20 protein-coding genes and 1 pseudogene are annotated in these 24,795 nt (G+C 72.9%); 6 read left to right on the plus strand and 15 right to left on the minus strand.

The features are described 5' to 3' along the window. Positions 1 to 4: 4 nt before the first annotated feature. From mraY to rsmH, 6 genes are all read right to left on the minus strand, one after another. The gene (gene mraY / locus RM812_RS30455; RefSeq protein WP_311579693.1) at positions 5 to 1,096 is read right to left on the minus strand and encodes a phospho-N-acetylmuramoyl-pentapeptide-transferase; all 1,092 of its coding nucleotides are present in this window, start codon (positions 1,094 to 1,096) and stop codon (positions 5 to 7) included. Beyond that, entirely contained in the window at positions 1,096 to 2,511 is a 1,416-nt protein-coding gene (locus RM812_RS30460; protein WP_311579542.1) for a UDP-N-acetylmuramoyl-tripeptide--D-alanyl-D-alanine ligase, read from the minus strand. Before RM812_RS30460 ends, mraY begins: the two co-directional genes overlap by 1 nt. 28 nt (positions 2,512 to 2,539) lie before the next feature. Beyond that, on the minus strand, positions 2,540 to 4,060 hold the full coding sequence (locus RM812_RS30465; protein WP_311579545.1) for a UDP-N-acetylmuramoyl-L-alanyl-D-glutamate--2,6-diaminopimelate ligase: 1,521 nt from the start codon (positions 4,058 to 4,060) through the stop codon (positions 2,540 to 2,542). Between the two features lie 184 nt (positions 4,061 to 4,244). Beyond that, a complete protein-coding gene (locus RM812_RS30470) occupies positions 4,245 to 6,212 on the minus strand; it encodes a peptidoglycan D,D-transpeptidase FtsI family protein (protein WP_311579548.1) in 1,968 nt (655 codons plus the stop codon). Next, on the minus strand, positions 6,209 to 6,706 hold the full coding sequence (locus RM812_RS30475; RefSeq protein WP_311579551.1) for a septum formation initiator family protein: 498 nt from the start codon (positions 6,704 to 6,706) through the stop codon (positions 6,209 to 6,211). Before RM812_RS30475 ends, RM812_RS30470 begins: the two co-directional genes overlap by 4 nt. A 51-nt stretch (positions 6,707 to 6,757) precedes the next feature. Further along, positions 6,758 to 7,714 carry a 16S rRNA (cytosine(1402)-N(4))-methyltransferase RsmH gene (gene rsmH, locus RM812_RS30480; RefSeq protein ID WP_311579554.1) on the minus strand — a complete coding sequence of 319 codons (957 nt, stop codon included), beginning with the start codon at positions 7,712 to 7,714 and terminating at the stop codon, positions 6,758 to 6,760. A gap of 423 nt (positions 7,715 to 8,137) precedes the next feature. Here rsmH and RM812_RS30485 point away from each other — a divergent pair, with 423 nt between their 5' ends. The 4 genes from RM812_RS30485 (at position 8,138) to RM812_RS30500 (ending at position 13,850) form a co-directional block, all read left to right on the plus strand. Continuing rightward, positions 8,138 to 8,692, plus strand: coding sequence for a beta-class carbonic anhydrase (locus RM812_RS30485; protein WP_311579557.1), 555 nt, complete (start codon positions 8,138 to 8,140; stop codon positions 8,690 to 8,692). Positions 8,693 to 8,942: 250 nt separating this feature from the next. Further along, positions 8,943 to 9,980: an AAA family ATPase gene (locus RM812_RS30490; protein WP_311579560.1), complete on the plus strand. Its 1,038-nt coding sequence runs from the start codon at positions 8,943 to 8,945 to the stop codon at positions 9,978 to 9,980. After that, positions 9,980 to 11,344, plus strand: coding sequence for a DUF58 domain-containing protein (locus tag RM812_RS30495; protein ID WP_311579563.1), 1,365 nt, complete (start codon positions 9,980 to 9,982; stop codon positions 11,342 to 11,344). Before RM812_RS30490 ends, RM812_RS30495 begins: the two co-directional genes overlap by 1 nt. Positions 11,345 to 11,459: 115 nt before the next feature. After that, entirely contained in the window at positions 11,460 to 13,850 is a 2,391-nt protein-coding gene (locus RM812_RS30500) for a transglutaminase TgpA family protein (RefSeq protein ID WP_311579566.1), read from the plus strand. 144 nt (positions 13,851 to 13,994) lie between these two features. Here RM812_RS30500 and RM812_RS30505 read toward each other — a convergent pair whose 3' ends face one another. The 3 genes and pseudogenes from RM812_RS30505 to RM812_RS30515 all read right to left on the minus strand — a co-directional run. Further along, positions 13,995 to 14,402, minus strand: coding sequence for a spore wall synthesis complex protein (locus RM812_RS30505; protein WP_311579575.1), 408 nt, complete (start codon positions 14,400 to 14,402; stop codon positions 13,995 to 13,997). Between the two features lie 278 nt (positions 14,403 to 14,680). After that, positions 14,681 to 15,508 (minus strand): methyltransferase, encoded by an 828-nt coding sequence (locus RM812_RS30510; RefSeq protein ID WP_311579578.1) that lies wholly within the window; start codon positions 15,506 to 15,508, stop codon positions 14,681 to 14,683. Positions 15,509 to 15,882: 374 nt separating this feature from the next. Then, positions 15,883 to 16,443 (minus strand): annotated as a pseudogene (locus RM812_RS30515) (SAV_6107 family HEPN domain-containing protein); the annotation flags it as partial. Positions 16,444 to 16,665: 222 nt separating this feature from the next. Between RM812_RS30515 and RM812_RS30520 the strand changes: the two are divergent. Beyond that, the gene (locus tag RM812_RS30520; protein WP_311579580.1) at positions 16,666 to 17,295 is read left to right on the plus strand and encodes a TetR/AcrR family transcriptional regulator; all 630 of its coding nucleotides are present in this window, start codon (positions 16,666 to 16,668) and stop codon (positions 17,293 to 17,295) included. Positions 17,296 to 17,801: 506 nt separating this feature from the next. Then, positions 17,802 to 19,301 (plus strand): phytoene desaturase family protein, encoded by a 1,500-nt coding sequence (locus RM812_RS30525; RefSeq protein ID WP_311579582.1) that lies wholly within the window; start codon positions 17,802 to 17,804, stop codon positions 19,299 to 19,301. Positions 19,302 to 19,335: 34 nt separating this feature from the next. On the opposite strand, the gene RM812_RS30530 is transcribed toward RM812_RS30525, so the two are convergent. From RM812_RS30530 to RM812_RS30555, 6 genes are all read right to left on the minus strand, one after another. Continuing rightward, complete coding sequence (locus tag RM812_RS30530; protein ID WP_311579585.1) at positions 19,336 to 20,337, minus strand: SCO2102 family sporulation regulator; 1,002 nt, start codon at positions 20,335 to 20,337, stop codon at positions 19,336 to 19,338. 56 nt (positions 20,338 to 20,393) lie between these two features. Further along, positions 20,394 to 21,317 carry a methylenetetrahydrofolate reductase [NAD(P)H] gene (gene metF / locus RM812_RS30535; RefSeq protein WP_311579588.1) on the minus strand — a complete coding sequence of 308 codons (924 nt, stop codon included), beginning with the start codon at positions 21,315 to 21,317 and terminating at the stop codon, positions 20,394 to 20,396. Positions 21,318 to 21,447: 130 nt separating this feature from the next. After that, positions 21,448 to 22,110: a thiamine phosphate synthase gene (thiE, locus tag RM812_RS30540; protein ID WP_311579591.1), complete on the minus strand. Its 663-nt coding sequence runs from the start codon at positions 22,108 to 22,110 to the stop codon at positions 21,448 to 21,450. A gap of 567 nt (positions 22,111 to 22,677) precedes the next feature. After that, complete coding sequence (locus RM812_RS30545) at positions 22,678 to 23,043, minus strand: Rv2175c family DNA-binding protein (RefSeq protein WP_311579594.1); 366 nt, start codon at positions 23,041 to 23,043, stop codon at positions 22,678 to 22,680. Positions 23,044 to 23,119: 76 nt separating this feature from the next. Next, complete coding sequence (locus RM812_RS30550; protein ID WP_311579603.1) at positions 23,120 to 24,391, minus strand: NAD(P)/FAD-dependent oxidoreductase; 1,272 nt, start codon at positions 24,389 to 24,391, stop codon at positions 23,120 to 23,122. A 32-nt stretch (positions 24,392 to 24,423) separates the two neighbouring features. Continuing rightward, positions 24,424 to 24,774, minus strand: a complete 351-nt coding sequence (locus tag RM812_RS30555; RefSeq protein WP_311579606.1) for a hypothetical protein — start codon at positions 24,772 to 24,774, stop codon at positions 24,424 to 24,426. Between the last annotated feature and the right edge of the window lie 21 nt (positions 24,775 to 24,795).

Genomic DNA, 24,795 nt, shown 5'->3' on the forward strand with positions numbered 1-24,795 from the left:
GAGGTCACTTGTCCGCTGCCCATCCCGCGTAGAAGAGGCCGAGTCCGACGATCACACAGATGCCCTGGATGATCCAGAAACGGACCACGACAAGGACCTCGGACCAGCCTTTGAGTTCGAAGTGGTGCTGAAGTGGCGCCATCCGGAAGACGCGCTTGCCGGTCATGCGGAAGGAGCCGACCTGGATGACCACCGACATGGTGATCAGGACGAACAGGCCGCCGAGGATGGCCATCAGCAGTTCGGTGCGCGAGCAGATCGCCAGACCCGCGAGCACACCGCCGAGCGCGAGCGAACCGGTGTCGCCCATGAAGATCTTGGCCGGTGAGGTGTTCCACCACAGGAAGCCGAGGCAGGCGCCCATCAGGGCGGAGGCGACCACCGCGAGGTCGAGGGGGTCGCGCACCTCGTAGCAGGCGCCCGGATTGGTCAGGGTGAGCGCGTTGGCGCAGGACTCCTGGAACTGCCAGACGCCGATGAAGGTGTAGGCGCCGAAGACCAGGACGGAGGCGCCGGTGGCGAGGCCGTCCAGGCCGTCGGTCAGGTTCACGCCGTTCGACATCGCGAGGATCATGAACAGCGCCCAGATGACGAACAGCACCGGGCCGATCGTCCAGCCGAAGTCGGTGATGAACGACAGCTTGGTGGACGCCGGGGTGTTGCCGCGGTTGTCCGCGAACTGCAGTGCCAGCACCGCGAAGGCGATGCCGACGATGAGCTGGCCGGCCATCTTCGCCTTGGCCCGCAGGCCCAGCGAACGCCGCTTGACGATCTTGATGTAGTCGTCGAGGAAACCGACCAGGCCCATGCCGACCATCAGACCCAGCACCAGCAGACCCGAGAAGGTCGGCCCCGCGTCGGCCTCCTCGTCCAGGTAACCGGTGATCACCTTGGCCAGGAAGTAGGCGATGACCGTCGCCAGGATGAAGGCGATACCACCCATGGTCGGCGTACCGCGCTTGCTGGCGTGCTCCCGCGGGCCGTCGTCGCGGATGTACTGGCCGTAGCCCTTGCGGGCCAGCAGCTTGATCAGCAGCGGGGTGCCGACCAGCGTCAGGAAGAGGCCAATGACTCCTGCGAACAGGATCTGCTTCATCATCGGGCGGCAACCTCACCCTCGGCGCCGGTCTCGAGCAGTGCCGTGGCGACACTCTCCAGACCCACCGAACGGGACGCCTTCACGAGTACGACGTCCCCCGGGCGCAACTCGCTGCGCAACAGGTCGACCGCCGCCTGTGCGTCGGACACGTGCACCGACTCCTCACCCCACGAACCCTCGTTATATGCGCCCAGTTGCAGCCAGCGGGCTTCCCTGCCCCCGACCGCGACGAGCTTGCTGACGTTGAGCCGGACGGCGAGCCGTCCGACCGCGTCGTGCTCGGCGAGCGCCTCGTCCCCGAGCTCGGCCATCCGACCGAGCACCGCCCACGTACGGCGTCCCTTGCCCATGGCCACCAGCGCGCGCAGCGCGGCCTTCATGGACTCGGGGTTCGCGTTGTAGGCGTCGTTGACGACCGTCACGCCGTCCGGGCGCTCGGTGACCTCCATCCGCCAGCGGGAGAGGGAGCCCGCCTCGGAGAGCGCGGTGGCGATCTCGTCTGCGGACATGCCCAACTCGTGGGCGACGGCGGCCGCGGCGAGCGCGTTCGACACGTGGTGCTCACCGTACAGGCGCATGGTCACATCGCTTGCACCGGAGGGTGTGTGAAGCCTGAAGGAAGGCTGTCCGCTGTCCGTGAGTCGCACGTTCTCGGCGGACACGTCCGCTTCGTCGGACTCTCCGAAAAGGATCACCTTCGCCTTCGTACGGGAGGCCATGGCCCGTACGAGTGGGTCGTCCGCGTTGAGGATCGCGACACCGCCCTCCTCGGCCGGCGGAAGCGCCTCGACGAGTTCGCCCTTGGCCCGGGCGATCTGCTCCCGGCCGCCGAACTCGCCGATGTGGGCGCTGCCGACGTTGAGGACGAGACCGATCCTCGGCGGGGTGAGTTCGGTGAGGTACCGGATGTGGCCGATGCCGCGGGCGCCCATCTCCAGGACGAGGAACTTCGTCTCGTCGGTGGCGGTGAGGGCGGTGAGCGGCAGCCCGATCTCGTTGTTGAGCGAGCCCGGCGTGAACACCGTCGGCGCCTTGCGCTGGAGGACCTGCGCGATGAGGTCCTTGGTGCTGGTCTTGCCGGCGGATCCGGTCAGGGCGACGAGGGTGGTGCCGAGGCGCCGCACCACGTGGCGGGCGAGGGCGCCGAGGGCGGTCTGGACGTCGTCCACGACGATCGCGGGCACTCCGACGGGGCGGGAGCCGAGCACGGCGACGGCACCCGCCTCGACGACCGCCGCGGCGAAGTCGTGGCCGTCCACGCGCTCGCCCACGAAGGCGACGAAGAGGCTGCCGGGGCCCGCCTCCCGGGAGTCCCGGACCACCGGCCCGGTGACCTCGACGGACGCGTCCGGTATGTCGTGCATCTGCCCGCCGACGACTTCTGCGATCTCGGCGAGGGAGAGGGCGATCACAAGTTCATCCCCTGGGTCTTCAGGATTCTCATCCCTGGGTCTTCCGGATGGCTTCGCGCAGTACCTGGCGGTCGTCGAAGGGACGGACGACCCCGGCGATGTCCTGGCCCTGCTCGTGGCCCTTGCCCGCCACCAGCACGGTGTCGCCGGGCTCGGCCCGGGCGACGGTGGCGGCGATCGCGGCGGCCCGGTCCTCGAAGACCTGCACCTCGCCGCGCTCGTGCGCGGGCACGGACGCCGCGCCCTGGAGCATGGTGGCGAGGATCGCGAGGGGGTCCTCGGAGCGGGGGTTGTCGGAGGTCAGTACGGCGGTGTCGGCGTGGCGGGCCGCGGCGGCGCCCATGGGCTGCCGCTTCGTCGTGTCCCGGTCGCCGCCGCAACCGAGGACGACGTGCAGCCTGCCCTCGGTGACCTTGCGGAGCGCCCTGAGAACGGATTCGACCGCGTCGGTCTTGTGGGCGTAGTCGACCACCGCGAGGTACGGCTGACCCTCGTCCACGCGCTCCAGGCGGCCCGGCACGCCGGGGACGGCCGCGATGCCGTCGGCGGCGGCCTGCGGATCGAGGCCGGCCGCGGCGAGGGCGACGAGCGCGGCGAGGGTGTTCGCCACGTTGAAGGGCCCGGCCAGCGGCGACCTGGCGGTGATCCGCTCGCCCTTGGGGCCGAGCACGGTGAACGTCGAGTCCAGCGGGCCGACCGTGACCTCGTCGGCGCGCCAGTCCGCGTCCGGGTGGCCCTCCGCGGAGTAGGTGACGACCGGGACGGTTGCCTCTCCCGCGAGCCGGCGCCCGTACTCGTCGTCGAGGTTGACCACACCGAGCTTGCTGCGTTCCGGCGTGAACAGCTGCGCCTTCGCCTGGAAGTAGTCCTCCATGCCGGAGTGGAACTCCATGTGCTCCGGGCTGAGGTTGGTGAAGACCGCGACGTCGAAGACGCAGGCGTCGACCCGGCCGAGCACCAGGGCGTGGCTGGAGACCTCCATGGCGACGGCCTCGGTGCCGCGTTCGCGCATCACGGCGAACAGGGCCTGGAGGTCGGTGGCCTCGGGCGTGGTGCGCTCGGACTTGATGCGCTCGTCGCCGATGCGCATCTCCACCGTGCCGATGAGCCCGGTGGACTTCGCCGTGCGCAGCCCGCCCTCGACGAGGTAGGCGGTGGTGGTCTTGCCGGAGGTGCCGGTGATGCCGATCTGGAGCAGATCGCGGCCGGGGTGGCCGTAGATCGTGGCCGCCAGTTCGCCCATCCGCGCGCGCGGGTCGTCCACGACGAGCGCCGGCAGGCCGGTGGCGGCGGCGCGCTCCGCGCCGGCCGGGTCGGTCAGCACGGCGGTGGCGCCCAGACCGGCGGCCTGGGTGACGAAGTCGGCGCCGTGGGCGCGGGCTCCGGGGAGGGCGGCGTACAGGTCACCGGGACGGACGGCACGCGAGTCATGGGTGATGCCCGTGACGCGGGCGGTGCTGTCCGGCACGGTGACACCCAGCTGATCGGCGAGTTCCGCGAGGGGTGTGGCGGAGATCCGCACCGGCCGGGGCGGTCCCGGACATGTCACGGGGTGGCCCTTCTGGGTGGTTTGGGACTGATCAGGGTGTGGCACGGCGGTGAGCGTACCGGGCGTACCCGGTTCCGGGCGAAGTGAGGTTGACGGACCGCTCTGGTTCCCGGGGTCGGGGGTGATCGTTGTCACGGGTGGTTCCTGGTGGCTCGGTACTGGCTCGGGGCTGGCTCGGTACTGGTCAGGGCTTGAAGGTGACCGGGAGGCGCGCGGGGTCGGCCCCGGTCGGCGGGACCTGGAGGGTCTTGAGGGCGAACTCCATGACCTGCTTGTAGATGGGGCCGCAGATCTGGCCGCCGAAGTAGCTGCCCGCGGTGGCGTTCTGGATGGCGCAGTAGACGGTGACGCGGGGCTTGTCGGCGGGGGCGAATCCGGCGAACGACGACGTGTAGCCGTGGTACTTGCCGGTGGCCGGATCCACCCGGTTGGCCGTGCCCGTCTTGCCCGCCACGCGGTAGCCGGGGATGCGGGCCTTGGTGCCGGTGCCCTCCTCGTCGTCGACGACGGACTCCAGCATCTGCGAGAGGGTCTTCGCCGTCTTCTCGCTGATCACGCGGGTCTTCTTGGGCTCGGGAGCCGGGGTGAAGCGCCCGTCGTCCCCCTTGGTGCCGCGCACGAGCGTGGGTTCGACGCGGACGCCGCCGTTGGCGATGGTCGAGTACACGGAGGCCGCCTGGAGCGCGTTCACGGAGACGCCCTGGCCGAAAGGAATCGTGTACTGCTGCGAGGTGGACCACTGCTCGGGCGGCGCGAGGATGCCCTTGGTCTCGCCGGGGAAGCCGAGTCCGCTGTAGCCGCCGAGGCCGAACTTGCGCAGGTAGGAGTAGAGGACCTTGTTGGCCTCCTGCTGGGTGCTGCCCAGCTGGCCGGTGGCCAGGATGGTGCCGATGTTGCTGGACTTGGCGAGCACGCCGTTGAGCGTGAGGTACCAGGTGGGGTGGTCGACGTCGTCCTTGAAGAGCCGGTCGCCGCGGTGCAGCCGGTTGGGGACGGTGACGTGCGTCCCCGGGGTGGCGGCGTTCTCCTCCAGCACGGCGGCCATCGACATCACCTTGGCGGTGGAGCCGGGCTCGAAGGCGTCCTGGAGCGCGGCGTTGCCCAGCGCCTTCGGATCGGCGTGGGCGAGGTCGCCGGGGTCGAAGCCGGGCGAGTTGGCCATGGCGAGGATCTCGCCGGTGGCCGTGTCCTGGACGATGACGTAGCCGCCGTCGGCCTTGGACTTCTCCACCTGCTCGCTGATGGCGTGCTGCGCGGCCCACTGGATGTCGCGGTCGAGGGTGAGTTCGACGTCGCTGCCGGACACGGCGGGCGTCTCGGTGGCGCCGGCGGTGGGCACCTGACGGCCACCGGACTGCGCGTAGCGGATCTTGCCGTCCTTGCCGGCCAGCGTCTCGTCCAGCTTCCGTTCGAGGCCGCCGCCGCCCTTGCCGTCGGCGCCGACCCAGCCCAGGACGGCGGCGGCGAGGTCCCCGCCCGGGTACACGCGCTTGCTGCTCGGGTCGGCGAAGACGCCCGCGAGGACGTTGGCCGCGGACTTGTCCGTCTCCGTCTTCTTGGTGAGCGCGGTCTTCAGGTCCTTGATCTGGTTCCAGACCTGCGGGGTCTGGCGGCGGGCGAGGCGGACGTAGCGCAGCTCCCTGTTCTTGGGGCGGAGCCGGTCGACCAGGTCCTCCTGGTCCTCGCCGAGGATCGGCGCGAGGAGTGCCGCCGCCTGCTCGGGCCCGTCGTCGACCTTCAGTTGCTCCCGGGTGAACATCGTGGGGTCGGCCGTGATGTCGTAGGCGTCCACGGTGGCCGCGAGGGCCACGCCGTTGCGGTCGGTGATTCCGCCGCGCTCGGCGGGCAGCGTGTGGACGACGTAGCGGTTCTGCTCCGCCTTGGCGGTGTACGTCCCGGCGTCGACGGCCTGGACCTGGAGAAGCCGTACGACGAAGGCGGACAGCACCAGGGTCAGCGCCAGGCCGATCATGCGCAGCCGCGGGCGGGGGCTGCCCAGCCGGATGACGCGGGGCGGGACCGGGCGGGGCCGGCCCGGTCGGCGCGCGGGCCGGGCACCGGGGCCCGGCTGCCGCCGCCCGCCGGGGCGGACGGGCCTCGCGGGTCCGGGCACGCGGCGGCGCGGCGGTTCCCTGTCGGACACTTCCGTCACCTGCCGGGGGTCGGGGTCGTCGCTGTGGGCGTGGGGCGGGGCTGCCAGGCACTGGGGGACGCGGCGGGAAGAGCGCCGACGGACGATGCGGTCAGTGCCTCGGGGGCGAGCACCAGCGGGGCCGCCGCGGCGGGCGCGGGGGCGGGTGAGCCCTTGACGGTGCCGTCCGGGGAGAGGAAGGCCGGATCACCGCCCGGCACCATGCCCAGCTCAAGGGCGCGGCGCTGGAGGGCCCTCGGGGCGGAGTAGGCGTCGATGTCCCGCTGGAGGGCCTGTTCCTCGTCGGTGAGCTCCTTCGTCCCCTGCTTCAGGTCGTCCAGCTGGAACGAGCCCTCGCTCAGGGCGGAGTTCAGCACCAGGAGCCCGATGAGGCCACCGCCGAGGAGGACGACCACGAGAAGGACGAAGGGGGCCCGGGCCGCCTGTCCGCCGCCCGGCGGGAGGAGCTGGGCGAGCCGGGCCGCCCTCCCCTTCAGTTCGGGTTTCCTACTCACTGGCCCTCCCCTCGGCCCGGGTGGACCGTCCGCACCCGCGCCTGCCCTGCCTCACCCGACGTCCTCCCTGATGCGCTGGGCCCCGCGCAGCCGCGCCGGGGCCGCCCGCCGGTTCTCGGCGATCTCCTCCTCGGTGGGAAGTTCGGCACCGCGCGTGAGCAGCTTGAGCCGGGGCGCGTAGCGTTCGGGGACCACCGGCAGTCCGGGCGGCGCGGTGTTGGCGGCGCCTGCCGCGAACACCTGCTTGACCAGCCGGTCCTCCAGGGAGTGGTACGACAGCACGGCGATCCGTCCGCCGACGTCGAGGGCCTTGACGGCGGCCGGGATCGCCCGCTCCAGGACCGACAGCTCCCCGTTGACCTCGATGCGCAGGGCCTGGAACGTGCGCTTGGCCGGATTGCCGCCGGTGCGCTTGGCGGCCTGCGGCAGCGCGGCCCTGATCAGCTCCACGAGCCGGGCGCTGTTGGCGAACGGCTCCTTCTCGCGCTCGCGCACGATCGCGGAGACGATCCGCTTGGCCTGCTTCTCCTCGCCGTAGGCCCTCAGGATGCGGACGAGTTCGCCGGGCGGGTAGGTGTTGAGGACCTCGGCGGCGCTCATGCCGGTCGTCTGGTCCATGCGCATGTCGAGCGGGGCGTCCTGGGCGTAGGCGAAGCCGCGGTCCGCCTCGTCGAGCTGCATGGAGGAGACGCCGAGGTCGAACAGCACCCCCTGGACGCGCGGGATGCCGAGCCGGTCGAGGACGTCGGGCAGCTCGTCGTAGACGGCGTGCACCAGGGTGGCGCGCTCCCCGTACGGGGCGAGCCGCTCGCCGGACAGGCGCAGGGCCTCCTTGTCCCGGTCGAGGGCGACGAGCCGGGCCTCCGGGAAGCGTTCGAGCAGCGCCTCGCTGTGCCCGCCGAGTCCCAGCGTGCAGTCGACGACCACGGCACCCGACTCCTGGAGGGCGGGCGCCAGCAGGTCCAGACACCGCTGGAGCATCACCGGGACGTGTCGACTCTGGCTCAAGTGAGGCGGCCTCTCAGGTCCGGCACGGCGTCCCGCACCGCCGGGTCCCCTCCCGCTCGCTCGTGAAGGGGAGGCCTGCCGGCGCCGAAAGCGTCGGCCGGCCGGGAGCGGGAGGAGGCCGAGCCGTACGTACGCGCCGCGCACGTGGGGAGATCTGGCGGGACGTCGTCCAGGTCTCCGGGGGAATCCAGTCCAGCAGGGAGACCCTCGCCTCCCGCTTCGCGTCACTTTAGTCCACCCTGTCGCCCGGTCAATCTACCGGCCTGCGCGTCGCGGACGCCGACGTCCGCAAACCGCTGTCGCGCGGCTTTTCACTCGTACGGACGCGCTCGAAACGTCCTGTGGAGTGGCTCACAACAAGCCTTGATGACGTTCTTTGTCCCGCTTCACAGCGGGCCACCGACGGGGACGGCCAGTAACGTCATGACTATGACGACTTCTGCATCGGTTCCCGCCGGCTCCGAATCCGCCATAGCCGACGCCCACACCGTCACCGACCGGCTCGTCGAGGCGAACGCACGCTACGCCGCCGCGTTCGCCGATCCCGGGATGGACGCCCGTCCCGTCCAGCGCGTCGCCGTCGTGGCCTGCATGGACGCGCGACTCGACCTGCACGCCGCGCTCGGTCTGCACCTCGGCGACTGCCACACCATCCGCAACGCGGGCGGCGTCGTCACCGACGACGTGATCCGCTCCCTCACCATCAGCCAGCGGGCGCTCGGCACCCGCAGCGTGGTCCTCATCCACCACACCGGTTGCGGCATGGAGTCCCTCACCGAGGAGTTCCGGCACGACCTGGAGCTGGAGGTCGGCCAGCGTCCCGCCTGGGCGGTCGAGTCCTTCCGGGACGTCGACCAGGACGTGCGGCAGTCGATCGAGCGGGTGCGCACCTCGCCGTTCCTGCTGCACTCCGAGGACGTGCGCGGTTTCGTCTTCGACGTGCGGACAGGCCTGCTGCGCGAGGTCGACCCCGCCTGATCCCACCGGCCGTCCGACGATTCCCGCCGCGCCCCGCAAAGGCCGCAAGCCCTGACATATCGCGGCCAGTTGTCCACAGGCGAGTGACACGAATCGGTAACGGCAGCAAGAATGCGGGATGTGGTGCCGTGCGGAACCTTTTCCGCACGGTGTCCGTGATTCGGGGTGGGCCGTCCGCGGTGGGGGCCGGCCCGGCAAGTTGGGGTACCCCCGCTTCCCAGGGAGCGCGGGAAAGGCCGAGGAGGGCCGGGTGACGACCTATGACGATCGAGCGAGCCTCACTGATTTGACCGCGGTGGTCGAGCGGGTGCGCGGTTCGGTGGAGGACGTGATCGAGGGCAAGCCCGAGGTCGTACGGCTCTCCCTGACCGTGCTGCTCGCCGAGGGACACCTGCTGATCGAGGACGTCCCGGGAGTCGGCAAGACCATGCTGGCCAAGGCGCTGGCCCGGTCCATCGACTGCTCCGTGCGCCGCATCCAGTTCACGCCGGACCTGCTGCCCTCGGACATCACCGGGGTGTCCATCTGGGACCAGCAGCGCCGGGACTTCGAGTTCAAGCCCGGCGCGATCTTCGCCCAGGTGGTGATCGGCGACGAGATCAACCGCGCCTCGCCGAAGACGCAGTCCGCGCTGCTGGAGTCGATGGAGGAGCGCCAGGTCACCATCGACGGCCAGACCTACGAGCTGCCCAGCCCCTTCATGGTGGTCGCGACGCAGAACCCGGTCGAGATGGAGGGCACCTACCCGCTGCCGGAGGCCCAGCGCGACCGCTTCATGGCACGGGTCTCCATCGGCTATCCCAGCCCGGACGCCGAGCTGCGGATGCTGGACGTGCACGGCGGGGTGAACCCGCTGGACGACCTCCAGCCGGTGGCGCACGCGCACGAGATCCTCAAGCTGATCGAGGCGGTCCGCGGTGTGCACGTCGCGGAGCCGGTCCGGCGGTACGCCGTGGACCTGGTCGCCGCCACGCGGACCCATCCGGACCTCAGACTCGGCGCCTCACCGCGCGCCACGCTGCATCTGCTGCGCGCGGCGAAGGCGTCCGCCGCCCTGTGCGGCAGGGAGTACGCGCTGCCGGACGACGTGCAGGCCCTCGCGGTGGCCGTCCTGGCCCACCGCCTGCTGCCCACCGCCCAGGCCCAGCTCAACCGCCGCACCGCCGAACAGGTCGTCCAGGAGATCCTGCAGCGCACCCCGGTGCCCGCGGCGCCCCAGCAGCAGCCGGGCTTCGGCATGGGCCGGGGCACGTCGGCGTACGACCAGCACCCGCCGCGGAGGCTGTGATGGACACCGGGGGGACGGACCGGTCGGGGGACGACCGAAACGGGGGCGGCGGCATCCGCACCGCCCTGACCGGTCTGACCACCCGCGGGCGCTCCTTCCTGGCCGCCGGCGTCGCCGCCGCGGTGTGCGCGTACGTCCTCGGGCAGAGCGACCTGCTGCGCGTCGGTCTGCTGCTGGTCGTGCTGCCCCTGGTGTGCGCGACGGTGCTCTACCGCACGCGCTACCGGGTCGCGGGCAGCCGCCGGCTCTCCCCCGCACGCGTGCCCGCGGGCAGCGAGGCCCGGGTCCACCTGCGCGTCGACAACGTCTCGCGGCTGCCCACCGGTCTGCTGATGCTCCAGGACCGGGTGCCCTACGTGCTCGGTCCGCGCCCCCGTTTCGTGCTCGACCGGGTGGAGCCGGGCGGTGTGCGCGAGGTGTCCTACCGGGTCCGCTCCGACCTGCGCGGTCGCTATCCGCTGGGCCCCCTCCAACTGCGTCTGACCGACCCGTTCGGGCTGTGCGAGCTGACCCGGTCCTTCTCCACGTTCGACACGCTGACCGTGATCCCGCGTGTGGAGGCGTTGCCGCCTGTGCGGCTGAGCGGGGAGGCGCAGGGGTACGGCGAGGGCCGGCAGCGCTCGCTCGCGCTGGCGGGCGACGACGACGTGATCCCGCGCGGGTACCGGCACGGCGACGACCTGCGCCGTGTGCACTGGCGCTCCACCGCGCGCTACGGCGAGCTGATGGTGCGCCGTGAGGAGCAGCCGCAGCGCGCCCGCTGCACGGTGCTCCTGGACACCCGGGGCCTGGCTTTCGAGGGCGCGGGCCCCGACTCGGCCTTCGAGTGGGCGGTGTCGGGCGCGGCGTCCGTGCTGGTGCACATGCTGGAGCGGGGCTTCTCCGTCCGGTTGCTCACGGACACCGGCAACTCGGTGCCCGGTGAGGGCGCCGACGGCTTCGCGGGCGCGAGCCAGGGCACGGCCGACGCCGCCGGGCTGATGATGGACACCCTCGCGGTGATCGACCACTCCGACGGCACGGGCCTGTCCCGGGCGTACGACGTGCTGCGCGGTGGGAACGAGGGCCTGCTGGTGGCGTTCTTCGGCGACCTGGACGAGGAGCAGGCGACGGTGGCCGCCAAGATGCGGCACCGCAGCGGTGGCGCCCTCGCCTTCGTCCTGGACGGCGAGGGCTGGGCACGGGAACCGGCCGCCGTGCCCGGGGCGTTGGGCAGGAGCGAGGATCGGCTGCGGATGCTGCGCGAGGCAGGCTGGACCGCCGTGCGGGTTCCGCACGGCGTCGGTCTGGAGGAGCTGTGGCGACTGGCGGACCACGAGCGCACCGGGCTCGCGTCGGCGAGCGGCGGAGAGGGCACACGATGAGCGGACGACCACGACCCACGCCGCACACCTGGGCCCCGGGACCCCGGCGACACCGGCCGCGGACCCACCGCGCACCCACCGTTCCCCCGGCGACCGACGGCCGGAGGGAGACGCGATGAGCGGGCGGGCGCGACTGGCGCTGTGTGCGTGGGCGGCCACGCTGATGGCGGCGTGCTCGCTGCTGCCCCTGGTCGATCCGGCCAGCTGGATCCTCCAGGCCGCGTTCCTGCTGGCGGTCCAGTCCGGGGTGGGCGCGGCGGCCCGCCGGGTGCCGCTCGCCCGGCCGTTGACGATCGCCGCGCAGGCCGTGGTCGGGCTGGTGCTGCTGACCCTGGTCTTCGCCCGGCAGCAGGCGCTCGCCGGGCTGGTCCCCGGTCCTCAGGCCTTCCAGCACTTCGCCGATCTGCTGCGGCAGGGCGGCGACGACATCGCGCGGTACGCGATCCCCGCGCCGCTGGAGTCCGACGGCATCCGGCTGATGCTGGTCGGCGGTGTGCTGGTGATCGGGCTGCTGGTGGACACCCTCGCGGTGACCTTCCGCAGCGCCGCCCCGGCCGGGCTGCCGCTGCTCGCGCTGTACTCGGTGGCCGCGGGGCTGTCCGAGGGCGGCGCCGACTGGCTGTGGTTCCTGGTCGCGGCGGCCGGCTATCTGACGTTGCTCCTGGCCGAGGGACGTGACCGGCTCTCGCAGTGGGGCCGGGTCTTCGGCGGCGCGCCGCGCACCCCGGGCGGGGAGCAGGGCCGCGCGGTCGCTCCGGTCCGTACCGGGCGGCGCATCGGCGCGTTCGCGCTGGGCGTCGCCCTGGTGGTGCCGCTGGCCCTGCCCGCGATGAACGGCGGGCTGCTGAACGGCGCCAAGACGGGTGTCGGCTCCGGCAGTGGGGGCGGCGGCACGATCTCCGCGGTGAACCCGCTGGTGTCCCTGCGCGACAGTCTCAACGTCGACGAGGACCGCCAGGTCCTGTCCGTCAGGACCGACGCGGGCGACCTCTCCGACCTGTACCTGCGCATCGTGTCCCTGGACGACTTCGACGGCACCACCTGGAAGCCGTCCAAGCGGCGCGTCACCGCCGTGCCGGAGGGCACGCTTCCCACGCCGGCCGGTCTCGGCCCCGACATCGAGCGCGCGGAGACCCGGACCAGCATCACAGCCGCGGACTGGTACGCCCAGGACTGGCTGCCGATGCCGTACCCGCCCAGTGGCGTGCGGGTCCCGGGCAACTGGCGCTACGAGCCCGTCGGCATGACCCTGGTCGGCGACCACGGCCAGAACACGCGCGGGCTGACGTACGAGGTGCGGAGCCTGAACGTGCAGCCGACCGGCGACCAGCTCGCCGCGGCACCGCAGCCGGCGGCGGCCCTGAAGCGGGAGTACACCGAGCTGCCGGACTCGCTGCCCGAGGTGGTCTCCCGGACCGCGCGCGAGGTCACCGCCGGCGCGGTGAACCCTTACGAGCAGGCGGTCAAGCTCCAGGAGTACTTCGCGATCACCGGCGGTTTCGAATACGACACGCAGGTCAACGTCGGCGGTGGCTCGGACGGGATCGCCCGCTTCCTGCGGGACAAGCAGGGCTTCTGCGTCCACTTCTCCTTCGCGATGGCGGCGATGGCCCGTTCCCTGGACATACCGGCCAGGGTCGCGGTCGGCTTCGCGCCGGGTTCCCCGCAGGCGGACGGCTCGGTGTCGGTGGGACTGCGGGACGCGCACGCCTGGCCCGAGGTGTACTTCGAAGGCGTGGGCTGGACCCGCTTCGAGCCGACGCCGACGCGTGGCTCGACCCCGTCGTACACCCTGACGGACACGCCGGGCAGCACGGTGCCGGACCGCGACCTGCCGTCCCGCAACGCGCAGCCGGAGCCGTCGGTGGCGCCCTCGACGAGCGAGAGCTGCACGGCCCAGGACAAGAAGCTGGACGCCTGCGGGACCGAGTCGGCCGCCGCCGTACCGGTCACGGGCGGCCACGGGCCGAAGTGGTACGCCGTGCTGGCCTGGGCCCTGGGCGGGGCGGCCGTGCTGCTGGTACCGCTCGCACCGATGTTGTGGCGGTTGCGCACCCGGTCGGTGAGGCTCGGGGCGCACGGCCGCGCCGAGGCGGACGCGGTGCCGCACACCCTGGCGGTCTGGCAGGAGCTGACCGACACGGCATGGGACTTCGGGATCCTGCCGGAGGAGTCGCAGACTCCGCGCAGGGCGGCGGCCCGGATCGTCCGGCTCGGGCGTCTCGACCCGACGGCCACGGCGGCGGTGCACCGGGTGGCGGACGCCGTGGAGCAGGTTCTCTACGCGCCCCGGCCCCGTCCGACGCCCGGGCTGACGGAGGACGTCCACCGGGCGAGCGCCGGTCTGCGTGCCACGGCCGGCCGCGGTACGCGACTGCGCGCACGGTTCGTGCCGCGTTCCAGCGTACGGGCGGCCTGGGCGGTGTCGGCCCGGTGGACGGCGCTGCAGCGGCGGGCCGCGGCTGCTCGGCCTACGCTGCGCAAGGCGTCGGGGCAGCGGGGTTGAGCCCGGCCCGGTGACCGACCGACCGGCCACCGGGCCAGGCCCCCTCCGGCACGGTTCCCGCGCACGGACGGGTATGCGTGAGGGGTGACCACCGACTCGGTGGTCACCCCTCACGCAGATGTCCTGGTGGGCGGCTGCTCTGGGCTACTGCCCGCCCTGCTGCTCGTCCCGGCGCCGCTGCCAGCGCTCGTCGATGCGGTCCATCATGGAGCGGCGCTGGCGCCCTTGCCGGCGTGCCTGCGGTCCGGCGCCGGCTCCTGCCGCGGGCTGCTCGCCCGGTTTGGGCGCCTTGCGCCATCCGGTCACGGCGAGGACCGCGCAACCGAGCATGACGAGGAAGCCCACCACGCTGAGCCAGACCTGCTGGGCGACCATACCGGCCATGAGGAGCGCAATACCTACGAGGAAGCCCGCGACCGCCTGGTAGACCCGTCGCCGGGTGTACGTACGCAGCCCGCTTCCCTCGAGCGCTGTCGCGAACTTGGGATCTTCGGCGTACAGCGCTCGCTCCATTTGCTCGAGCATGCGCTGCTCGTGCTCCGAGAGCGGCACGGAGTCCTCCTCATCGTGCAGTCGCCGGGGCGACCCGGGGGGGTCCCTTCAGGATAGGCAGGGAATCGCCCCCGTGAAACCCGCCCCTCTACGCCAATTGGCCAACCGGTTCCCGTCATGGCCGTGCCGGCTCGCTGAAGTTCCCATTCCCCAGCGGCCGACCCGTCATGCCGGGCGGTCTCCCTCGATCATACGGCGACTGGCCCCCGTTCGGGTGGCCTGTGGCGTACTCCATCTGCAGTCCCGCCCCTGATCAGCGCCGTACCCCATCGGGTGGCTCAGACCTCTTGGGTCCCCGGGGTCTCACCGAGCACGTGAAGTTGTGTGGCCACGGCGTGAAAAGCCGCGAGTTCGGCCGCCGCGGCCTCCAGCTCCAGGAGGGCGTCCATGGCTCCGGACTCGGTGTCCACCAGGACTCCGGGAACGAGGTCGGAGAAGATCCGCACCCCGTGCACGGCACCGATCCGCAGGCCGGCGGCCTCGACCAGGCCGGTGAGCTGCTCCGCGGTGAACCGGCGCGGCACGGGGTCGCCCGTGCCCCAGCGGCCGTCGGGGTCGTCGAGGGCCTGCCGGGCCTCCGTGAAGTGGCCGGCGAGGGCACGCGCGAGCACGGCGCCGCCCAGTCCGGCGGCGAGCAGGCTGAGGACGCCCTCGGCGCGCAGGGCGGCCACCACGTTGCGGACGCCCTCCGCCGGGTCGTCCACGTACTCCAGGACGCCGTGGCACAGCACCACGTCGTACCCGCCGCGCTCGACCACGTCGAAGAGGCCGCGGGCGTCGCCCTGCACGCCGCGCACGCGATCGGCGACGTCGGCCTCGGCCGCGCGGCGCTCCAGGGCGAACAGGGCGTTGGGGCTCGGATCGACGACGGTGACGCGGTGACCGAGGCGTGCCACGGGTACCGCGAAGTTGCCGCTGCCGCCCCCGGTGTCCAGGACGTCCAGCACCTGGCGGCCCGTGGCCTTGACCCGGCGGTCGAGGGCGTCCTGGAGGACGTCCCAGACCACGGCGGTACGAAGGGCGGCGCGGGATCGAGAGGGATCCGAGCGCAGCGACGTCGTTCGGGGGCTGTGGTGGGAGACGGGCGGGCGCATCGGGTCCGACACGGCAGTTGACTCCTCGGCGCGGCACCGCCTCGGGCACGGGCGGAGCGAACGGGCTGCCGCCCCGGCCCGGGTGCGGGAAGGGGCAGGCTTCAGGCATCTCCCACCCTATTGCCTCCGGTGCGACCACCGGGCACCCCGTGCCACCGCCCCCACGGCACCCGACGGCCCGGCACGCCACACACTCACCCCGTGTCGGAAAGCTCACGGTCCGTGAGGTCACCGCCCGGCCGTCCCGCGTCCGGGCGGTCAGTACCGGGGTGGCGCGAGACGGGATGGCCGCAGACGGAGCGGTCCGAGCGGTCCGGACCTGTGCGGTCCGGCCCCGTGCGGTCCGGATCGTGGCGGGCAGCATCGGGGCGGTCCGGGCCGGGACGGTCGGCATCAGAGCGGTCGGCGGCGGGACGGTTGGCGTCAGAGCGGTCGGCGTCGGGGCGGGGCTGGGGCAGGACGGGCTGGAGGACCAGCATCCGCTCCACGAGGCGCAGGAACATCGCCACGTCGCGTATCAGGTCGTCGGCGTCCCGGGTGCCCGCCGCGCCCTGGATGCCCGCCTCGGCCCGGGCCCGTCGCCGGGCACCGGAGGCGAACAGCGCACTCCAGTCGGAGAGCTCGGGCGCGATCTCGGGGAGCACTTCCCAGGCGCTCCGGATGCGGGCCCGGGCCCGGGGCGTGGTCTCGGGGCGGCCTCGCGCGGCGAGCACCGCGGCGGCGGTGCGCAGGGCCGCGAGGTGGGCCGTCGCGTACCGCTCGTTCGGTGTTTCGAGGACGGTGGCCTCCTCCAGACCGGCCCGGGCCTGGGCGAGCAGGTCGAGGGCGGCGGGCGGGGCGGTCGTCCGGCGGAGCACGGGGTGCACGTCGCTCGCCGGGCCGGTCAGTGAGGGTGCAGGGCCGGCCGCGCGGTGCCGCCGGGCGGCGGCTGCGGACGAGTGGGCCATGACGATCCTCCTGTCGTCTCCGTGACGGCACGCCCTGTGACGAGGTGCCGCATGTGACCATCGTGAGGTATGCCACTGACAATCCGTTCCGACCTGGACTTTTGCCTCGATCCGGCGCTCGGACGACGCCTGGCGCCGGTCCCGCCCGCGCCGGTCGGCGGTGGCTTCGCCCGCGCACCTCGCGTGACGTGCCCGGCCGGGCTTCCTGTGACAATCGGGACCATGGAAAGCAGCAGCGCCACCTCGCAGGGCAGCGGCCGCCGCGAGGCCACCCGGCAGAAGCTCTACGAGGCGGCCGTCACCCTCATCGCCGAGCAGGGCTTCTCCGCCACCACCGTGGACGAGATCGCCGAACGCGCCGGGGTCGCGAAGGGCACGGTCTACTACAACTTCGCCAGCAAGTCCGTCCTCTTCGAGGAACTGCTGCGCCACGGTGTGGGTCTCCTCACCGTCTCGCTCCGGGAAGCGGCGGAGCGGACCGCGCGGGAGGGCCGCGGCCGGGTGGACGCCCTGGACGCGATGATCCGCGCGGGGCTCGTCTTCATCGACCGCTACCCGGCCTTCACCCAGCTGTACGTCGCCGAGCTGTGGCGCACCAACCGGACCTGGCAGTCCACGCTGCTGGTGGTCCGGCAGGAGGCCGTCGCGGTGGTGGAGGGCGTGCTGCGCGACGGCGTGGAGAGCGGTGAGTTCAGCGCGGAGATCGACGTACCGCTGACCGCCGCCGCGCTGGTCGGCATGGTCCTGGTGGCCGCGCTGGACTGGAAGTCGTTCCAGCCGGAGCGCTCCCTCGACGACGTGCACGCGGCGCTGTCCACGCTGCTCCAGGGGCGCGTGAGCGGCCGCGTCTGAGGCCGCCGGGCCCCGTACACGAAGAACGCCCCGCACACGAAGAACGCCGGCCCGTGGTGGCCGCGTCCCCCGCGGGCCACCGGTGGGCCGGCGCCTTCTTCTGCTCCCCCGTGCATCCCCCGTGCATCCCCCGTCGGAACCCCGTTCCCGGTCGTTCCCCCGGGTTCCCCCGTGCCTCGCTCCGCCGACCGCGGCCGACGGAGGGAGCGGATCGCGGGCCCGGCTCCGATCCGGCGCCCCGTGTCGCCGGTTGCGGAGCCGTGCCCCTCTCCGTGCCCCCACCTTCTCGTTCTTGCAGGTCGGACCCCATCCGTGCGCGTACTCATCTACCGGCCTAGGTAGAGGTACTCAGTCGTGCGCACCCCGGCTCACAGCGGCCCGTCACCGACCGGTCACGCGCGCGTCCGTCGGGGTACTCAGCCCGGCGCGTCGCCGCCCGTCCCCGCGGGTGTGCCGGCCCGGCTCCCCGGGGCCGGTCGTCGGTGGCGGCGGATAAAGTCCCTGGCATGGCACGGATTGCGATGATCGGCGCCGGGATGGGCGCGATGGCAGCCGCCGCCCGGCTGGCCGTCGCGGGCCACCGGGTGGCGGTGTACGAGCGGACGCGGACGTACGGCGGTGCCCTGCGCCGCTTCGAGCGGGACGGGTTCTCCTTCGACACCGGCCCGGGTCTGCTGCCGCTGCCCGCGGTCTGGCGCGACCTGTTCGTGAAGACGGGCAAGGAGCCGTTGGAGTCCTGCGTCGAACTGCTCCAGGTCGACCCGTCGTCACGGCACGTGTTCGCGGACGGCACGGACGTCTCCTTGCCGAACGCCTCGCGGGCGGGCGTCGTCGCCTCCCTGGACGCCGCGCTCGGCCCGACCGCCGGGCAGCGCTGGGGCGACTTCCTGGTGCGGGCCCGGGAGACCTGGGACCGGACGCGCCGCCCGCTCCTCGAGGAGCCGCTGTGGCCGAACTGGGAGGTGCTGGCCGATCGCGAGCCCTATCCGGCGGTCCCGCACAAGCGACTGCTGCGCACCCGCCGGGCCGGCACGCTCGCCGACATCGGTGCCTGGGAGCTGCGGGACCCCCGGCTCGCCGCGCTCCTGGAGAGCCACGCGCTCGCGTACGGCCTGGATCCCAGGACCGCCCCGGCGAACGCCGCCGTGCTGCCGTACATGGAGTACGCCTTCGGTATGTGGTATGTGCGGGGCGGTGGTCTGCGGGAGCTGGCGCGGGCGGTGTACGAGCGGTGCCTGGCCCGCCGGGTCGAGTTCCACTTCGACGCCGAGGTCACGGGGATCGTGGAGAAGGACGGCCGCGTGGCGGGCGTGGAGCTGACCGAAGGTGCCCTGGCGGAGGCCGAGTTCGTGGTCGCCGGGGTGGCTCCGGGCGTGCTGGACCGCCTCTGCGGGGGGTCGGTGGTGCGGGGTGGGGGCGAGGTGCCGCCGCAGCGCGGTGCGGCGAGCCGGGTGACGGTGCTGCTGGCGCTGCGGGGCGGTCGGCCCGAGGGCGCCGCGCATCGCACGGTGGTGCACGCTCCGGACCGCGAGGCCGAGTTGGAGGCCCTGTTCGGTTCCGCCGCCGGTATGGCGGCGCGTCCGACCGTCACGGTCCTGCGGCCCGACGACCCGGCGCTGGTCCCGGACTCCGGCCACGAGGCGGTCACGCTCACCTCGGTGGTGCCCGCGGGCGGCGTAGCGGACGCCGGGGACCACGCAGAGCGCCTCCTGGACGTCGCCGAGCGTGCGATACCGGACCTGCGCGACCGTCTTCTGTGGCACGAGGTGCGCACCCCGGCCGACGTCGCGGCTGTCACCGGCGTGGCGGACGGCGCGGTTCCGGTGCCGGCGCTGGCGGGGGCCGGCGGACAGCTGCTGCACCCGGCGAACGGGACGCGCATGGGCGGGCTGTTCACGGTCGGCGGCTGGTCGCACCCCGGCGGGGGTCTCCCGCACGCGGGCATGTCGGGCGCGCTGGTCGCCGGACTCATCGTGGAGGGACCGGAGTTCCGGGGCTCCCAGTGAGCGGTCCGGGGCCCGTCACCGGGCCCCGGCGGCATCAGAAGCGGTACTGCTCGTCGTAACCCTGGCTCTGCGGCCGGTCGTTGCCCTGGTGCGGGTACGTCTGCTCCGGCGGGAGCTCCCCGCCGTACGGGTCGTCGGCGCTGCGCTGCTGCGGCACCCACACCCCGCCGGGCGGGGTGTCACCGCCGTAGCCGCCGGGCGCGCCGGTGACGTACGGGTCCTGCTCGTAGCCCTGTCGGCCGTACTGCTGCCCGCCGGTCGTGTCGTAGCCGCCGGTGTCGTACGACGCCCCGCCGTAGGTGGGGGTGCCGATGTACGGGTCGGAGTAGGCGGCGTACTGCTGCTGGCCGCCGGTGTCGTAGCCGTACCCCTGCTGGTCGTAGCCCGAGTAGTCGTAGGCGTAGGACGGGTCGGCAGCCGGCGCGGCCGCGGCCGGTGTCTGCTGGTCCTGGCCGTAGCCGGCGCCGGCGTACACGCCGTACGAGCCGGTTTCGTCCGGCATGGGCTGCGGCTCGTAGACGGCGGTGGTCTCCGCGGCGGTGGCGGCGGGGCGAGCGGGCGTGAACACGTCGTCGCGGTCGTGGTCGTAGCCGTCGTGGCCGTAGCCGTCGCGACCGTAGTCGTCGTGGCCGTGGGGCAGGCCGTCCTGACCCGGTGCGTGGCCCTGCGCGTGGGCGTCATGGGCGTCGTGGCCCCCGTCGGCCGCTTCCAGGCCGGAGACCTCCAACGTCGGTTCCCGGCGGCCCCGTTCGGGACGGCCGCGCCTGCCGACAAGGCCCGCCGGGGCGTTGACCGCCCAGCCGGCCTCGAAGCCGCGGCGGAACGACAGCGTGACGTAGGTCTGGCCGACCGCGAAGGCGGCGGCACCCAGGCCGATGACGAGCACGTTCGACATCAGCACACCGGCCACGACTCCGACGAAGCCGCCGAAGGCGAGCAACCGCCAGCGCAGCCGCGCCTTGTACTGCAGCAGCACCTCGCCGAGCAACCACAGTGCGACGACGCCGAACGCGATGTAGAGGACCGCCCAGCCCATGTACGCCCCTCTCCCAGTGGCCGCTACGCAGTGTGTCGTACAGACGAGCGACCGGTCTAGGCCCGCGGTGGGTGGTGCAGGCCCAGGTTCTCGTAGATTTCCAGGGTCGCCGTGGAGTTGTTGAGCGTGATGAAGTGCAGTCCGGGCACACCCTCGGCCAGCAGCCGCGCGCAGAACTCCGTGGCGAACTCGATGCCAATGGAGCGTACAGCCGTCGGATCGTCCTGTGCCGCGAGGATCCGCTCTTTCAGTTCGGCCGGGAACGAGGCGTTGCTGAGCTTTGGCAGTCTTTCCAGCATCTTCACACTGGTCACCGGCATGACCTCGGGGATGATCGGGGTCTCGCAGCCGGCCGCGGCGACCCGGTCGCGCAGGCGCAGATAGGACTCGGGCTGGAAGAACATCTGCGTGATCGCGTAGTCGGCGCCGGCCCGGCACTTGTCGACGAAGCGGGTCACGTCCGTGTCCCAGTCGGCGGAGCGCGGGTGCATTTCGGGGAAGGCCGCCACGCCGACGCAGAAGTCGCCCGACTCCTTGATGAGCCGGACCAGTTCTGCGGCGTAGGTCAGGCCCTCCGGGTGCGGGACCCACTCGGCCGTCGGGTCACCGGGCGGATCGCCGCGCACGGCCAGCATGTTGCGGATACCGGCGTCGGCGTACTGACCGATGATGTTGCGCAGCTCCGCGACGGAGTGGTCGACCGCGGTGAGGTGGGCGACGGGGGTCAGCGTCGTGTCGGCGACGATCTGCTGGGTCTCCCTGACCGTGCCCGCGCGGGTGGAACCGCCCGCGCCGTAGGTCACGGAGACGAAGTCCGGGGCGACCGCCTCCACCCGCCTCAGCGCGCTCCACAGGTTCTTCTCACCCTTGGGCGTCTTCGGTGCCGAGAACTCGAACGAGTACGTCGCCTTGCCTGCGGCGAGGATGTCACGCACGGTGCGTGCGCGATCAGTCCTGGTGGATGCGGTTCCAAGGGCCATACGGGCAGGTTAGCCAGGGGGCGGCGGTCACCCAACCGGATGCGGGACATTTGTCCGTATTGTCGAGTTGTTGTCCACCCCTTGGACACATGCCTCAGGCACCCCGCCTCGACTGCGCCCGTGACGGCGCCTACGCCTGTGCCTGCCGCACTCGCTTCGCGAACTCGGCGGCCGCCGCGCCCGGGTCGTCCGCCGCCGTGATCGCGCGGACGACGACGACGCGCCGGGCGCCCGCCGCCAGCACCTCGTCGAGATTGCCGAGGTCGATGCCGCCGATGGCGAACCAGGGGCGGTCGGTGCCCAGGGACGCCGTGTAACGGACCAGGTCGAGGCCGGGGGCGTGGCGGCCGGGCTTGGTGGGGGTCGGCCAGCACGGGCCGGTGCAGAAGTAGTCCACGCCGTCCTGGACGGCGGCAGCGGCGGCCTCGGACTCGGCGTGCGTGGAGCGGCCGACGAGGAGGTCGCCGCCGAGGATCGCCCGGGCGGCGGGCACCGGGAGGTCGCCCTGCCCCAGGTGCAGTACGTCGGCGCGGGCGGCGTGGGCGACGTCCGCCCGGTCGTTGACCGCGAGGAGCTTGCCGTGGCGGGCACAGGCGTCGGCGAAGACCTCCAGGTGCTCCAGCTCCTCGGCCGCTTCCATGCCCTTGTCGCGCAGCTGCACGATGTCCACGCCGCCGGCCAGCACGGCGTCCAGGAATTCGGGCAGGTCGCCCTGGGCGCGGCGGGCGTCCGTGCACAGGTAGAGCCGGGCGTCGGCGAGCCGGTTGCGGGCCGTCGAGACGGTGTCAGACATGCGGGTGTCCCCCCGGGGTCGGTGCCGTGGGCCCACGGTGGGCCCACGGTGGGCCCACGCGGCCTTGGCTTTCGGGCCGCGGTCGGCCCGCGGCCCCTGGGATCGAGTACGTACAACAGGCTGCGAGCGCGTCGCCGCCCTTGGAACAGAGGCAACGGACCGGCCGCGGTCTTGGTAACGGATCCGCGGATGGATCGCCGCCCTTGGAACACAGACCTAGGACGGTCCGCGGCCTGGGGAGCGGGTGCCGCGAACCGGCCCCGGACCCCGAACACGGGCCGGGAGCGCCGCCGCCCGCGGGATGCGGGGGCTCTGGCCGCGGGAGACGCCCGAGGCCCGCGGTGGCGCGCCGCGGGCAGCCGCGCGACCCGGCCCACCGGGGCCGCCACACCACGGCCACCGCACCGGCACCGCGCCGTGGTCCGCGCGGAACGCGCGCGGCCCGGGTGTCGGGCGGCGGCGGCCGATCGCAGCCGTGGCGCACGGACCACGGCTGCGATCGGCCCCTGGGGACCACGAGCCGCAGCCGTGCGCCGGGCGGTTCGGCGGGCGGTTCGGCGGGTCGGGTCAGACGGCGAGCGCCTGGGCGCGACGCTTCACCTCCGTACCGCGGTTCTCGCTCAGCGCCTGCGCGGGCGTACCCGGCAGGGAGTCGTCGGGAGTGAACAGCCACTCCAGCATTTCCTCGTTCGTGAAGCCGTCGTCCCTCAGCAGCGTCAGGGTCCCGACCAGGCCCTTGACGACCTTGTCCTCGTCGATGAAGGCCGCCGGGATGTGCAGCGCGCGGTTCTCACCGCGGCGTACGGCGATGAGCTGGCCTTCCTTGATCAGCTGGCGTACGCGGGTCACCTCGACACCGAGCATCTCGGCGATGTCGGGGACGGTGAGCCAGGCAGGCACGAGAGCATCGATCTTTGCGTCAATCTCGGTCACGCCTCCAGCCTGCCATCTTGCGCTGACAGTCGGAAGCCGGACCCGTCCGACCCGAGCCGCGGACCGGGCGGACGGACTACGCCGTCGCCGCCTTCAGAGGCCTCGCCGGGTCGGCCACCAGCCCCGGGTCCATCGTCGTACCCGCCTGGATCAGGCGTTTTCCCTGGGCCAGGTCGCGGGGGCGGCCCACCGCCAGCAGGGCGACCAGCCGGTCCTCACGCAGCCAGCAGACCGTCCAGGCGGGGCCCGCGGGGTCACCGCGCCACACGGTCGCGTCGGCGGCCGTGTGGTGACCGGCGTACTGGACGAAGCGGCCGAACTGCTCGGACCAGAAGTACGGCACCGGGTCGTAGGCCGCCGGGGCCTCACCGGTGGCGGCGCCGATGATGTCGGCGGCCACCGTGCGCGGGCCCTGCAGGGCGTTGTCCCAGTGGTGCACCAGCAGCCGCTCGCCGTAGCGGCCGGAGGGGAAGGAGGCGCAGTCGCCGACCGCGTAGACGTCCGGTACGGAGGTGCGCAGGCGGTCGTCGGCCAGGACCTCGCCGTGCGTGCCGAGGCCGATCCCGGAGCCGGCGAGCCAGGCGGTGGCGGGCCGGGCGCCGATGCCGACGACGACCGCGTCGGCGGGCACCCGCGAGCCGTCGTCGAGGACGACGTGGCCGCTCCCCCCGGCGTCGCCGGGCTCGACGCGCTCCACGCGCGCGTGCGTGCGCAGGACGGCGCCCGCGTCGGCGTACCAGGCGGTCATCGGCGCGGCGACCTCGGCGGGCAGCGCGCCGGCGAGGGGCCGGTCGGCGGCCTCCACGACGGTCACGGCGCACCCCGCCTCACGCGCGGCGGTCGCGAACTCGGCGCCGATCCAGCCCGCGCCGACGACCACGATGTCGTGCTGCCGGGCGAGCACCGGGCGCAGCCGTTCGGCGTCGTCCAGGGTGCGCAGCAGGTGCACGCCGGGCACGCCCTCGGCGCCGGGCAGCCGGTTCGGTTCGGCGCCGGTCGCGAGGACGAGGACGTCGTACGGCACGGGCCCGGCGGAGGTGTCGAGGAGGTGCCGGCCGGGGCGCAGGCCCAGTGCCTCGCAGCCGAGCCGCAGGGTGATGCCGAGGGCCTCGAAGTCGACGTCGAAGGCGGAGCCCTCGGCCGTGCCGAGCAGGACGGCCTTGGACAGCGGGGGGCGGTCGTACGGCTGGTGCGGTTCCGCGCCGATGAGTGTCACGGAGCCGGTGAAGCCCTGCTCCCGCAGGGCGACCGCGGTCTGCACCCCCGCCATGCCCGCGCCCACGACGACCACGCCGTGCTCCGCGTCCGCTTCCCGTTCCGGTCCCCGTTCCCGCGTCTGCTCGCTCACCTGATCACCTTAGACACCCGCCGGTTCACCGGTCAGCGTTCGTGCACGGTGAGCTGCTCCACAACGCTCGTCCCGCTGCCCCGCTGCGACTCCCACTCCCACGTCTCCTCCAGGCGCACCCGCCCGTCCGGCAGTTCGACGACGGCCGACACGCAGTGTCCCGACGACGTGCTCCCGTCGGTCTTGAGCTGCACGTACCGGAAGTCGAGGCGATCGCCCTCCCGGGTACCCACCAGGCGGCCGCGGACGACGTCGCCGCCCTCGTACTCGGCCCAGACGGCGCCGTCCTGTTCGTGATAGACGAACCGGGTGCGGGTGCCCACCTGGCCGGGCGCCTGGTCGGCGACGGGGGCGAGGACGAGACCGTCGAGTGAACGCGCCATGGGCGGAGGCTCCTTTACAAG

Origin of the sequence: Streptomyces lancefieldiae, assembly GCF_031845825.1 — a bacterium.
In the GTDB taxonomy this organism is placed as follows: domain Bacteria; phylum Actinomycetota; class Actinomycetes; order Streptomycetales; family Streptomycetaceae; genus Streptomyces; species Streptomyces lancefieldiae.

Coding starts and splice junctions, on each gene's coding strand:
- mraY (WP_311579693.1), bottom strand. CDS start 1,096: ATGAAGCAGATCCTGTTCGCAGGAGTCATTGGCCTCTTCCTGACGCTG.
- RM812_RS30485 (WP_311579557.1), top strand. CDS start 8,138: ATGACTATGACGACTTCTGCATCGGTTCCCGCCGGCTCCGAATCCGCC.
- RM812_RS30495 (WP_311579563.1), top strand. CDS start 9,980: ATGGACACCGGGGGGACGGACCGGTCGGGGGACGACCGAAACGGGGGC.
- RM812_RS30500 (WP_311579566.1), top strand. CDS start 11,460: ATGAGCGGGCGGGCGCGACTGGCGCTGTGTGCGTGGGCGGCCACGCTG.
- RM812_RS30520 (WP_311579580.1), top strand. CDS start 16,666: ATGGAAAGCAGCAGCGCCACCTCGCAGGGCAGCGGCCGCCGCGAGGCC.
- RM812_RS30525 (WP_311579582.1), top strand. CDS start 17,802: ATGGCACGGATTGCGATGATCGGCGCCGGGATGGGCGCGATGGCAGCC.
- RM812_RS30530 (WP_311579585.1), bottom strand. CDS start 20,337: ATGGGCTGGGCGGTCCTCTACATCGCGTTCGGCGTCGTCGCACTGTGG.
- metF (WP_311579588.1), bottom strand. CDS start 21,317: ATGGCCCTTGGAACCGCATCCACCAGGACTGATCGCGCACGCACCGTG.
- thiE (WP_311579591.1), bottom strand. CDS start 22,110: ATGTCTGACACCGTCTCGACGGCCCGCAACCGGCTCGCCGACGCCCGG.
- RM812_RS30555 (WP_311579606.1), bottom strand. CDS start 24,774: ATGGCGCGTTCACTCGACGGTCTCGTCCTCGCCCCCGTCGCCGACCAG.